The organism is Burkholderia sp. MSMB1072 (genome assembly GCF_001524725.1).
Lineage (GTDB): Bacteria > Pseudomonadota > Gammaproteobacteria > Burkholderiales > Burkholderiaceae > Burkholderia.
The window spans coordinates 186081-198578 of sequence record NZ_LOYC01000009.1; the positions used below are offsets into that span (position 1 = coordinate 186081).

10 protein-coding genes are annotated in these 12498 nt (G+C 68.7%); 2 read left to right on the forward strand and 8 right to left on the reverse strand.

Annotated elements, in window-relative coordinates; all coding sequences use genetic code 11:
* Positions 1-87: 87 nt before the first annotated feature.
* Positions 88-462 carry a hypothetical protein gene (locus tag WS89_RS02890; protein WP_034204917.1) on the forward strand — a complete coding sequence of 125 codons (375 nt, stop codon included), beginning with the start codon at positions 88-90 and terminating at the stop codon, positions 460-462.
* Positions 463-507: 45 nt separating this feature from the next.
* On the opposite strand, the gene WS89_RS02895 is transcribed toward WS89_RS02890, so the two are convergent.
* Entirely contained in the window at positions 508-1302 is a 795-nt protein-coding gene (locus WS89_RS02895; protein WP_059789431.1) for an SDR family NAD(P)-dependent oxidoreductase, read from the reverse strand.
* A 365-nt stretch (positions 1303-1667) separates the two neighbouring features.
* On the opposite strand from WS89_RS02895, the gene WS89_RS02900 reads away from it, so the two are divergent.
* Entirely contained in the window at positions 1668-2513 is an 846-nt protein-coding gene (locus WS89_RS02900; RefSeq protein ID WP_059789432.1) for an AraC family transcriptional regulator, read from the forward strand.
* A gap of 16 nt (positions 2514-2529) precedes the next feature.
* Here WS89_RS02900 and WS89_RS02905 read toward each other — a convergent pair whose 3' ends face one another.
* The 7 genes from WS89_RS02905 to WS89_RS02935 form a co-directional block, all read right to left on the reverse strand.
* Positions 2530-3117 (reverse strand): LysE family translocator, encoded by a 588-nt coding sequence (locus WS89_RS02905; protein ID WP_059789433.1) that lies wholly within the window; start codon positions 3115-3117, stop codon positions 2530-2532.
* Positions 3118-3216: 99 nt separating this feature from the next.
* The gene (locus WS89_RS02910) at positions 3217-4701 is read right to left on the reverse strand and encodes a heavy metal sensor histidine kinase (RefSeq protein ID WP_059789434.1); all 1485 of its coding nucleotides are present in this window, start codon (positions 4699-4701) and stop codon (positions 3217-3219) included.
* A complete protein-coding gene (locus tag WS89_RS02915; RefSeq protein WP_034204912.1) occupies positions 4698-5393 on the reverse strand; it encodes a heavy metal response regulator transcription factor in 696 nt (231 codons plus the stop codon). The genes WS89_RS02910 and WS89_RS02915 overlap by 4 nt, the downstream gene beginning before the upstream one ends.
* A 33-nt stretch (positions 5394-5426) precedes the next feature.
* The gene (locus WS89_RS02920; RefSeq protein WP_059789717.1) at positions 5427-6938 is read right to left on the reverse strand and encodes an efflux transporter outer membrane subunit; all 1512 of its coding nucleotides are present in this window, start codon (positions 6936-6938) and stop codon (positions 5427-5429) included.
* Positions 6939-6943: 5 nt separating this feature from the next.
* On the reverse strand, positions 6944-8176 hold the full coding sequence (locus tag WS89_RS02925) for an efflux RND transporter periplasmic adaptor subunit (protein ID WP_059505122.1): 1233 nt from the start codon (positions 8174-8176) through the stop codon (positions 6944-6946).
* A 36-nt stretch (positions 8177-8212) separates the two neighbouring features.
* Positions 8213-11461 (reverse strand): efflux RND transporter permease subunit, encoded by a 3249-nt coding sequence (locus tag WS89_RS02930; protein WP_059789435.1) that lies wholly within the window; start codon positions 11459-11461, stop codon positions 8213-8215.
* Positions 11462-11646: 185 nt separating this feature from the next.
* A complete protein-coding gene (locus WS89_RS02935; protein ID WP_059789436.1) occupies positions 11647-12390 on the reverse strand; it encodes a Crp/Fnr family transcriptional regulator in 744 nt (247 codons plus the stop codon).
* Positions 12391-12498 lie beyond the last annotated feature (108 nt).

Sequence of the window (12498 nt, forward strand, 5' to 3'; positions counted from 1 at the left end):
CTCTACATTTCTTTTCGATCCGGACCCAAAGGTCGAGTAGCATGGGGCTTTCGATCACGCCGGTATGGCGCAGCAGATTTCCCGAGCATGCGATTGATTTCGATGTCCCGTCCCGCAGCGACGCTGTCCCTGGCCGCCAGCTGCCTGATGTTGCATGGCTGTGCGTGGTTCGACTCGTGGTTGCCGTTCTCGTATTCGCGCACGCCGCTTGCACGGGCCGCGTCGCGGCACGGCGCGACGCGCGCCGACGTCGTCCGCGCCGCCGGCAACCCGCGCAGCGTCTGGATGGTCCGTAACGGCAGCGGCGTCTGCTACAACTACTTCATCGAGCACGGCAACGATCACCGGCCGTACTTCGTCGTGTTCGACAAGGCCGGCGTCGTCACGCAGTACGGCTTCGATACCTGCATGGACGCCGATCGCAAGGGCGCGCTTCAGGCGGGCAAGAGCGCGTCGCGATAGGGCGGCGGCCGCGCGCCGCGCGAGTGCGAGCGCGTCATGCTGCCGTCACGCTATCGTGTCGACCACGCCGCCGTCGACGCGCAACGCCGCGCCGGTCGTCGCCGAGGCCTGCGGCGAGCAGACGTACACGACCAGGTTCGCGACTTCCTCCGTCGTCGCCGGCCGCTGGATGATCGAACTCGCGCGCTCGCTGCGCACGAATTCCACTGCAACGTCGTCGATGCTGCGGCCCGTTTCGTCGGCCTGCGCCTTCAGCATCGTGCGCACGCCTTCCGACATCGTTGGCCCCGGCAGCACCGAATTGACGGTCACGCGGGTTCCGGCCGCGAACTTCGCGAGGCCGCGAGCGATCGACAACTGCGCGGTTTTCGTGAACCCGTAATGAATCATGTCGACGGGGATGTTCAGGCCCGATTCCGACGAAATGAACACGATGCGCCCGGCATTGCGTTCGATCATTCCTTTCAGGTAGTGCCGCGCGAGCCGCACGCCGGACATCACGTTGATCTGGAAATAATGCTCCCATTCGGCGTCGTCGATGTCGAAGAACGCCTTCAGGCCGTAGATGCCCGCATTGTTGACGAGAATGTCGGCATCCGGCGTGTGCTGCGTGACGCGCGCGACGCCGGCCGCGTCGGACAGGTCGGCGGCGACGCCGTCGAAGCTTGCGCCGGGCACGGCGTCGCGCAGTTGCTCGAGCGCGGACTGCACCGACGCATCGCTGCGGCCGTTGACGACGACGTGCGCGCCGGCGCGCACGAGCCCTTCGGCGATCGCGAATCCGATGCCGGCGGTGGAAGCGGTGACGACCGCGGTCTTGCCTTTCAGATCGATCTGCATGAGCGTGATGGGGGAAGAGTGAACGGGAACCGCCGCGCGTGCCGCGGCGGACGGAATTCAAAGCTTAGGCAAATTCCGGTCGATCGGCCATCTCGCGAGCGTGTCCGCGGCGTCGATGCGAAGCCGATCCTCTCGGCTCGAGCGCCCGAGCAGACGGCATGCCTGCAAGCGGGAGCGTGGGCCGTTACCGCGTAAGCGCGACATGCTCCGCATCTTGTGTCGAAGCTTCGGCGGGGCAGGACGGCGCCCACGATCGTTTTCGCGCGTGCAATCGCGCCGAACGTCGAAAGCCGACGGGGCGGTTGCGCGGCGCTGCACAGTCTTGTACGGTGAGCGTTCGTCGTCCGACCCCGGGAACCCGCCGCGTGAGCCGCATTGCCAACCGATCCGCCGTACCGTCGCCGTTCTGGCGCGATACCGCGCTGCCGTTCATCGAGGCGCGCACCGTCGACGACGGGCGCGCGATCTGCTACGCGAAGCACACGCACGACACGTTTTCGGTGGGCGCGATCGTGGGCGGCACGAGCACGTACGTGAACGGCGCGACGCACGCACACGTCGGGCGCGGCGTGCTCGTGATCATCGATCCCGAGCAGGTGCACGCATGCAACCCGTACGGCCCCGACGCGTGGGCGTACCGGATGGTCTATGTCGACGTGCCGTGGCTCGCGCGGCTGCAGCACTCGCTGGGCCGCAATCCGAATCGCGATTTTCAGGGTTTTTCGCCGAAGTTGACCGAGCGCGGCGATCTGTTCGCGCAATTTGGCGGCTTCTACCGCACGCTCGTGTCGCCCGGCATCGACGCGCTCGGCAAGGAGAGTGCGGCGGTCGAATTCTTTACGGCGCTGCACGGCGCACTCGATCGCGAACCGCCCGATCCGCGGCCGGGCGACGACAACGCGAAGCTCGCGCGCGCGGCCGACTACATCGCCGGCCATTGCCGCGAGGCCGTCACGCTCGATGCGATCTGCGCGGCGGCCGACCTGTCGCCGTCGTACCTGATCCGCGCGTTCAATGCGCGCTACGGGATGACGCCGCACGCGTTCCTGATTGACCGACGCGTGCAGTACGGCCGCACCCAACTGCGCCGCGGCCGGCCGATCGCCGAAGTCGCCCTCGACGCCGGCTTTGCGGACCAGGCGCATTTCCAGCGCGCATTCCGGCGGATCGCGGCCGCGACGCCCGGGCAGTACCGCGGCGCCATGCGCTGAATGCCGCCGCGGCCAGCTACACGTCGAGCAGAAACAGCGCACTGCCCGCGAGCAGCAGCGCCATCAGCCGGTTGAACATACGCATGCGTCGCGCGTTCGCGAGCCGGTGCCGCAGCGACGCGCCCGCATAGCCCCAGCATGCGATCGATGCGAAGCAGATCACCAGATACAGCGCGGCGAATTGCCAGATCTGCGCGCGATCGCCGTCGGCCGCATACGCACCCATCGCGGCCACGCACGCGAGCCATGCCTTCGGATTGAGCCACTGCATCGCCGCGCCTGCCGCGGCCGACGGGCCGGCCACGTCCGGATCGGCCGACAGCCGGCCGTCGTCGAGCGCGAGCCGCAGCGCCATGTACAGCAGGAACGCGATCCCCGACCACTGCGTGGCCGTCGTGAGCATCGGCCAGCGCGCGAGCGCCGCGTGCAGGCCGAGGCCGATCAGCAGGAACAGCGCGACGAAGCCGAGCGTCGCGCCGGCCGCGTAGCGCAGGCTCGCGCCGAGGCCGTGGCGTGCGCCCGCGCTGAGCGCGACGATGTTGACGGGACCGGGGGTGATCGACGAGGCGAGCGCGAACGCGGCCATCGAAACCAGGATGCTCATCAGGTGTCTCCATGCGAAATGTCGAAAGTCGCATCGAGACTACGGGCGCCGCGTTCGCCCGTATTGAAGAAAACTGCCCTCGGCGGCGCGCGGCCGCCGTCAGTGCAACGCGCGCGGCGCGTGCGCCGGCCGCGGGCCGTGCGGATCGGCCGAATCGGCGGGAACGGTGGAACCGGTCGGGCCGACGGCGTCGGCCGGACGCAGCGGCCCGCCCGACCAGGGTTGCGTCGACACCGAGAAGCCGAACGTGTTGACGCCGCCCGAGCACGAGACGAACACGCTGCCGCCGTGCATTTCGGCCACGGCCTTGACGATCGACAGCCCGAGCCCGTGGTTTTCCTTGCTGTTCGCGCGCGCTTCCTCGAGCCGGTAGAAGCGCTCGAACACGTGCGAGCGCCGCACCGGGTCGATCGGCTCGCCGGGGTTCGACACGGCCATCTCGACGAGCGTGTCGCGGCGCGCGATCGTCACGTTCAGCGTCGCGCCGGGCGCCGAATGCTGGATCGCGTTGATCAGCAGGTTCGTCATCGCGCGGCGGAACAGCGACGGATCGACGGCCGCGCGCGCGTCGCCGTGCAGTTCGGCGCGCAATTGCGCCTCGTCGAGCGGGATTTCGAGGAAGTCGAGCATGCGCCGCACCTCGTCGGCGAGCGACACGTCCTTCAGGTCGGTCGCGCGTTCGCCGCGGTCGCTGCGCGACAGGAACAGCATGTCGTTGATGATCACGCGCAGCCGCTCGAATTCCTCGAGGTTCGACTGCAGCGTCTGGCGCATCCGCTCGACCGAGCGGTCGCGGCTCGTCAGCGCGACCTGGGTCTGGCCGATCAGGATGCTGATCGGCGTGCGCAGCTCGTGCGCGACGTCCGCGTTGAACGCTTCGAGCCGCGCGTAGGTTTGCTGGATGCGTTCGAGCGCGCCGTTGAACGACGTCGCGAGATCGCGCAGCTCGGTCGGCAGCGCGTCGGTGTGCAGCCGCTGGCGGCGGTTCGTCGCGCTCACGCTTGCGGCGTCCTGCGACAGCCGGTCGAGCGGCGCGAGCCCGAAGCGCGCGACCGCGCGGCTCAGCATCAGCGTGATGACGGTGGCCGTCGCGATCAGCGCGGCCAGCGTCCACACGAAACGGCGCAGCATCCGCTGGGTGCGCTCGCACGACGACGCGACGATCAGCTTCACGTCCGGACGCTCGCCGCTGCCCGCGATCGCGACGGTCTTCGTCATCACGTTGTAGCTGCTGTTGTTGAGGGCGTACTGTTGGAACGCGCCGAACGGTTTGCCGTCGGGCACGCCGTCGACCGGATGGCCGAAGCGGAAATCGGCATCGGGGCTGTCGACCTGATAGCGTGTCGATCCGTCGGGCGGTTCGAGGTCGGCGAGCTTTTCCTGCATCAGGCGGCCGCGCGCGGCCGTGGTCGCGTGCGACACGATCATCTGCGCGACCTTCGCGCGCGTGTCGATCGTCGCGCGCAGCTCGGCGAGCAGTTGGCGCTCCATCATCACGAACAGCCCGCAGCCGACCAGCGTGAACACGAGTAGCGACACGATGCCGAACATCGCCGACAGGCGCAGGGCGATCGAGCGTTTCATGCGTGCTTCTCCGTGTCGCCTTCCTCGCGCGCCTCGAGTACGTAGCCCATGCCGCGGATCGTGTGCAGCAGCTTGTCCGCGAACGGGCCGTCGAGTTTCGCGCGCAGGCGCTTGATCGCCGTCTCGACGACGTTCGCGTTGCTGTCGAAGTTCACGTCCCACACGAGTTCGGCGATGGTCGTTTTCGACAGCACCTCGCCGCTGCGCCGCGCGAGCACGCCGAGCAACTGGAATTCCTGAGCGGTCAGATCGAGCCGCGCGCCGTCGCGGGTCGCGCGGCGGCCGATCAGGTCGACGCGCAGGTCGCCGATCGAGATCAGCGTCGATTCCTGCACGCGCGCGCGGCGCGTCAGCGCACGCAGCCGTTCGATCAGTTCGAGAAACGAGAAGGGCTTGGTCAGGTAGTCGTCGGCGCCGCCGCGCAAGCCCCGCACGCGGTCGTCGACGCGATCGCGCGCGGTCAGCATGATCACGGGCGTCTGCTTCTGCGCGCGCAACGCACGCAGCACGCCGAAGCCGTCGAGCTTCGGCAGCATCACGTCGAGCACGACCACGTCGTAATCGAATTCGACGGCCTTCCACGCGCCGTCCTCGCCGTCGAGCGCGGTATCGACGACCCAGCCTTCCTCGGTCAGGCCGCTCTTCAGGTATTCGACGACTTTCGGTTCGTCTTCGACGATCAGTACTTTCATGTTCGTTGTCCGCGTAACCGGGTTAAGGGCGGGTCAAGGGCCGACGCCCGCGCTGCGCTGCGGGGCCGCCGACGCGACGTCGGACGGCGCGGGGTCGTTCGCCGCACCGCCGTCCCAGCCGCCGCCGAGCGCCTTCGCGAGAAACACGACGAGCGCCGCGCGCTGGCCCTGGATCTGCACGGCCTGGCGCTCGCTCGTCAGCAATTGCTGCTGGGCCGTCAGCACGTCGATGAACGGCGTCAGGCCGCCCGCGTAACGGTCCTGCGCGAGCGAGACGAGCTTGCGCGCGTCATCGACGGCCGCGGATGCCTGCTGCGCCGCCTGCGCCAGCACCGACAGGCCGGTCACCGCATTTTGCACCTCCTGGAACGCGGTGAGCACGGTCTGCCGGTAGCTGGCCTGCGCGGCCACGTAGCCGGCCTGCGCGAAATCGACGCCGGCCTTCAGCTTGCCGCCTTCGAACAGCGGCTGGCTGAGCGACCCGCCGACCGACCACAGCAGCGCCGGCACGGTGAACAGGCCCGCGAAGCGCGTCGCGTCCCAGCCGATGTCCGGCGACAGCGCGATGCGCGGGAAATACGCGGCGCGCGCGACGCCGATCTGCGCGTTCGCGGCGGCCATCGCGCGCTCGGCCGACGCGACGTCGGGGCGCCGTTGCAGCAGGTCGCTCGGCATGCCGGTCGGCAGCGCGGGCGCGTTGATCGGCACCACGCGCGGCGGCAGCGAGAAGGCGGGGGCCGGCGTGCCGACCAGCGTCGCGATCGCGGTTTCGACCTGCGCGCGCTGCTGGATCAGCAGCTGTGCCTGCGTGCGCGTCGCGTCGAGCTGCGCGCGCTGCTGCAACAGATCGAGGCCCGACACCGCGCCGAGGTCGTGGCGCGCGCTCACGTAGTCGAGCGCCTTCTGCTGCAACTCGATCGAGCGCTTGACGACGTCGATCTCGGTGTCGAGTTCGCGCAGCGCGAAATAGCTCGACGCGAGATCGGCACTCAGCACGAGACGCGCATTCGCGAAATCGTCGCGCGCCTGCTCGGAGCTGGCCTGCGCGGCTTCGACGCCGCGTCGCACGCGGCCGAACAGGTCGAGTTCGTAGCTGACCGCCGCGCCGACCTGGATCTCGTTCTGCACGGTCGACATGCTCTTCGTCGCGTAGTTGGTCTGCGGCCGGTCGGCGGAGATCTTGAAGCGCTGGCCGCTCGCGTTCAGGCCGACGGCCGGATATTGCGCGGACGCGACCGATGCGAGCGTCGCCTTCGCCTGGTCGTAGCGCGCGGCCATCGCCTTCAGGTTCTGGTTGTTGCGCAGCGCATCGGTTTCCAGCGCGTCGAGCTGCGCGTCGCCGAACGCGGTCCACCAGGCCGGATCGAGCGGCGCGCGGGCCGGTGCGGCCGGGTGCCAGTACGCGTCGGCCGGGTCGAGTCGCCACGCGGCCGGCGTGTCGACGGCCGGGCGCCGGTAATCCGGGCCGACCGTGCAGCCGGCGAGGGCGGCCGCCGCGATGATCGCGACGGCGCCGATCGCGGCCGGGCACAGGCGCGCGCGCATCGCGCTCACGACTTCGCTCCGCCAACCGCGGATGCCGGCTTCGCGGCCGGCGCCGCCTGCACGACGACCGTGTCGCCGTTCGCGAGCGCGTCGCTCGGGTTTTCGACGAGGCGGTCGCTCGGTGTCAGCGGGCCGTCGACTTCGAGCGTCTGCCCGATCGTGCGCGCGATGGTCACGGCTTTCAGATGCACATGGCCGTTCGCATCGACGGTCGCGACCGTCGGGCCTTCGGCGCGGAACAACAGCGTATTGGCCGGCACCTGCAGGCGGCCGACCGGCGTCATCGGCAGCGTCGCCTGCACGTACGCGCCGGGCAGCAGCCGCCCGTCCGGGTTCGGCAGCGTGATCTCGATCTGCAGCGAGCGCGTCGCGACATCGATCGCCTCGGACGTGCGCGTGATCGTGCCGTCGAACGTTCGCCCAGGCAGCTCGGCCTGCGCGACGCTCACGTGCTGGCCGACCTTCACCTGCTGCGCATACGCCTGCGGCACCTGTACGTACAGCCGCAGCCGGTCGGCCTGCACGACCGAAAACAGCGAGCGGCCCGCGTTGCCGGAATTGACGAGATCGCCGACGTCGACGTTGCGCTGCGTGACGATCCCGTCGATCGGCGCGACGATCCGCTGGAAGCCCTTCAGCTCGGTGAGGCGGCGCATGTTCGCATCGGCCGCGGCGAGGTTCGCGGCGCCCTGGTTGAACGCGCCTTGCCGGTCGTCGAGCTCCTGTTGCGACACGGCATCGCGCTGGCGCAACTGCTGCGCGCGGTCGAACGACGTCTTCGCGAGCGCGAGCGCGGCTTGCGCCTGCTGGCGTTGCGCGGTGGCCTGCGCCAGTTCCTGGTTCAGTTCCGGTGTGTCGAGTTCGGCGAGCGTTTGCCCCTGCTTCACGTGCGCGCCGATGTCGGCATGCCAGCGCAGCACGTAGCCGCTCGCGCGCGCATAGATCGGCGCCTCGACGAAGCCGCGCAGCGTGCCGGGCAGCGTCAGCTTGCCGCCGGTGGCCGCGTCGACCGGATGCGCGACGCTCACGTACTGGCGCGTGTTCTGCGCGGCGACCGCGTCGAGCCGGTTGCGGTTCAGACCGTTGACGATGAGCGTGCGCGCGGCGCCGGCGGCCAGCAGCACGCCGATCACGATCGCGACGATGCGCGCGCGTCGCGACACCGACGCGCGCGCCGGCAGGTGCATGCCGTGTTCGTCCACTTGAATGCCGACGGCGCTGTGATGTTTCTCTTCCATGAATTCAACCAATTCAACCGGGTAATGGGGCGAAAGTCAGTGTCCGGCCTGGCGCGCGCGCCGCCGGGCCAGCCGCGTATGCACGCCGCCGAACACGAGCGGCACGAACAGCAAGGTCGAAACGGTCGCGAACAGCAGCCCGCCGATCACCGCGCGGCCGAGCGGCGCGTTCTGCTCGGCGCCTTCGCCGAGGCCGAGCGCCATCGGCACCATCCCGATGATCATCGCGAGCGCCGTCATCAGCACCGGCCGGATCCGTGTCGCGCCGGCCTCCAGCGCGGCCGTGAGCGGCGGCGCGCCGTCCGCGAGGCGTTGCCGCGCGAACGACACGACGAGAATGCTGTTCGCGGTCGCGACGCCGACCGTCATGATCGCGCCCGTCAACGCGGGCACGCTCAGGTGCGTGCCCGTGACGAACAGCATCCATGCGATGCCGGCGAGCGCGGCCGGCATCGCGCTGACGATGATCAGCGGGTCGAGCCACGACTGGAAATTGACGACGATCAGCAGGTAGACGAGCACGATCGCCATCGCGACGCCCGCGCCGAGGCCGAGATACGACGTGCGCATCGTCTCGATCTGGCCGCGCATCGCGAGGCTGGTGCCGCGCGGCAACGTCGCGCGCGCGTCCGCGACGATGCGGTCGATCTCGCCCGCAACCGCGCCGAGATCGCGGCCCTCGACGCTCACGTACACGTCGATCGCCGGGCGGATGTTGAAGTGCGTGATCACGGCCGGGTTCGCGGCACTGCGCACCTGCACCAGATTGCCGAGCAGTTGCAGCGGCATGCCCGTGCGGCCGCTGGCCGAGATCGGCGTGCCGAGCAGGTCGTCGACCGACGAGAGGTTGTATTGCGGGGTCTGGATCTGCAGCGGGTACTGGACGCCGGTGCGCGGGTTGATCCAGAACGACGGCGTGGTCTGCGAACTTCCCGACAGCGAGATCAGCATGTTCTGCGCGACGTTCTGGGCGGAGAGATTGAGCTGCTGCATGCGCGTACGGTCCATGTCGGCCAGCAGGGTCGGCTCGTCATTGCGTTGCAGCACGTGCACGTCGACGGCGCCGGGGATTTGCCTGATCTTTTTCATCAGGCTGCTCGCAATGGTCATGTTACTCGCGAGATCGTTGCCGAGTACTTGCACGTCGATCGCCGCCGGCTGCCCGAAGTTGAGGATCTGCGTGATGATGTCCGACGGCTGGAAGAAGAACTCGACGCCCGGGAAGCGTTGCGGCAGCAGCGTGCGCAGCGTCTGCACGTAGTGGCCGGTCGCGCGGTGGCCGGGCTTCAGCGCGATCAGCAGTTCGCCGTCGAGCGTGCCGATCGTGCCGGCGTTGCTGTACGACAGGTTGATGCCGCTCACCGGCAGTCCGAGATTGTCGACGATCGCGCCGAGCTCGTCGGGCGGCACGGTGGCGCGGATCACGCGCTCGACCTGGTCGGCGAGGCGCGCGGTTTCCTCGATCCGGTAGCCGGTCGGCGCGCGCAGGTGCAGACGGATGTTGCCGGAATCGGCGTTCGGGAAGAAGTCGCGGCCGAGCACGAACACGAGGCCCGTCGACGCCACGCAGAAGCCGAGGAAGCACAGCGCGTAAAAGCGGCGGCGCACGAGCAGGATGCTGAGCAGCACGATGTACCACGCGCGCAGCCGTTCGAACGCTGCGTTGAACGCGTGATGAATGCGTGCGAAGCGCGACGTGGAATGGCCGGAGCCGGTGCTCGCCTGCTGCGGGCGGAACAGCAGCATCGCAAGCGTCGGCACCAGCGTGCGCGACAGCACGTAGGACGCCAGCATCGCGAACACCACGGCTTCGGCGAGCGGCACGAACAGGAAACGCGCGACGCCGGTCAGGAAGAACATCGGCACGAACACGATGCAGATGCACAGCGTCGACACGAGCGCGGGCACCGCGATCTCGCCGGCGCCCTCGAGGATCGCGTCGTGAAGGTTGGTGCCGAACGACGACCCCCACGCTCCCTCCGGTCGCTGCCCCCCGAGGGGGCTGCTCGGCACGCTAGGGGCGGCCCGGAGCGTACCGAGATGCAGATGCCGCTCGATGTTCTCGATCGTGACGGTTGCATCGTCGACGAGAATGCCGACCGCGAGCGCGAGCCCGCCGAGCGTCATGATGTTGATGGTCTCGCCGAGCGCGGACAGCGCGATCAGCGACGTGAAGATCGACAGCGGGATCGAGATCGCGATGATCAGCGTGCTGCGCCAGTTGCCGAGGAACAGCAGGATCATCATCGCGGTCAGCACGGCGGCGATCAGCGCCTCGTGGATCACGCCCTGGACGGCCGCGTCGACGAACACCGACTGGTCGAACAGCGGCGTGATCGCGAGCCCCTCGGGCAGCGTCGGGATCACCTTCGGCAGCAGCGCCTTCAGGTCCGACACGACCTTGAGCGTCGATGCGTCGCCGCTTTTCAGGATCGAGATGAGCACGCCGCGCTGGCCGTTCTGGCGCACGACGTTGGTCTGCGGCGCGAAGCCGTCGCGTACCGACGCCACCTCGCGCAGGTAGGTCGTCGCGCCGTTGACGGTCTGGACCGGCAGGTCGTTGATGTCGGCGATCGTATCGGCCGACGCGTTCGTGTCGATCCGGTACTCGGTCTGGCCCATCTTCGCGGTGCCGGTCGGCAGCACGAGATTCTGCGCGTTGACCGCGTTGACGATGTCGGCGGGCGTGAGGCCCTTCGCGAGCAGCGCCTGCGGATCGAGGTCGATCGCGACCACGCGCGTGCGCCCGCCGTACGGGAACGGGATCTGCACGCCCGGCACCGTGATCAGTTGCGGGCGCAGGAAGTTGAGCGCGATGTCGGCGAGCGACTGTTCGCTGAGCGTCTTGCTCGACAGCCCGAGCTGGATCACCGGAATGCTCGACGCGGAATAGGTGATCACGAGCGGCGGCGTCGCGCCCTGCGGCATCTGCCGCACGATCGCTTGCGCGGACGAGACCGTCTGCGCGATCGCCGTCTGCACGTTCGCACCCGGTTGCAGGAACACCTTCACGACCGCGATGCCGGGCAGCGACGTCGATTCGACGTGCTGGATGTTGTTGACGGTCGTCGTCAGGATCCGTTCATGTACGGACGTGATGCGGTTCGTCATCTCCGTCGCGGAGAAGCCGGTGTAATTCCAGATCACGCTGATCACCGGGATGTTGATCGCGGGCAGCACGTCGACCGGTGTGCGCATCAGCGCAAGCGGGGTGGCCAGCACGATCATGATGGCCATGACGATGAACGTGTAGGGGCGCCTGAGCGCGAGATTGACGATCCACATGGAGGCGGCGGAACAGGCAGTGATCGGGCGGCGGTGAAGGGAACCCGAATGATAGGCGTCGGCCCGGCACGGGTTACTGTCGCGAAACTGGCTGAATTGTCAGGTTGGGGCGCGCCGGCCGTCGGCCGATTCCGCGGACGAAATGCCGCGGCGCGATGGCGGCGGTTTCGCGCATCGGGCGGCACTCACAGCTGCTCCATGCCGAAGCGCGCCAGCGCGTCGAGATCGACGACGTCGATCTGGTTGTACGCGAGCCGCAACGCGCCGAGCTTCTCGAGTTGCTGCAGCGCCTGGTTGATCCGCTGGCGCGACACGCCGACGAGCATCCCCAGTTCCTCCTGCGAGATCGACAGCGACGGGCCGGTATCCGGGTACAGCGCGGGGTTGAAGAGCTGCGCGAGCGCCTGCGCGACCCGCGCGTCGACATCGAGCAGGCGGCTGTTCTGGATCGACGCGATGAATTCGCCGATCCGGTTGTTCAACTGATGAATCACGAACCGCGTGAACGGCAGGCTCGTGTCGAGCAGCGCATGGAACGTGTCGACCGGCACGAACAGCACGGTCGAGCGCTGGATCGCGACGACCTCGTACTTGCGCCGCTCGCGCTTGATCACGCTGCCTTCGCCGAACCAGCCGCCCGACGGCACGCCGGAAAACGTGCAGCCGCGTCCCGACGCGTTGAAGATCGCGAGCTTCAGCAGCCCCCGATGGACGCCGATCCAGTATTCGGACGGCGCGAGCCGGTGCGCGATCACGTCGCCGGCGTCGCACTGCTCGACGTGCGACTGGGCCAGCACGAGGGCCTGGTGTTCGGGCGCCAGCGTGCGGAACCATGCGCACTGGCCGAACAGCGTCGCCAGCGGCGGCAGCGGGCCCGGTTCGGGAAGCGTGTCGGCCGGGTCGGCGGCCGCGTCGGGGTGGTCGTGCATGGGTGCGGGTTTGCGAGGATAGGGATAACGCGCAGCGCTCGAGCGGCACTCTGTCGTTTCGACGACAGACGGCTCACAATAGCGCCCGTTAGGCTGTCGGCAATTGAA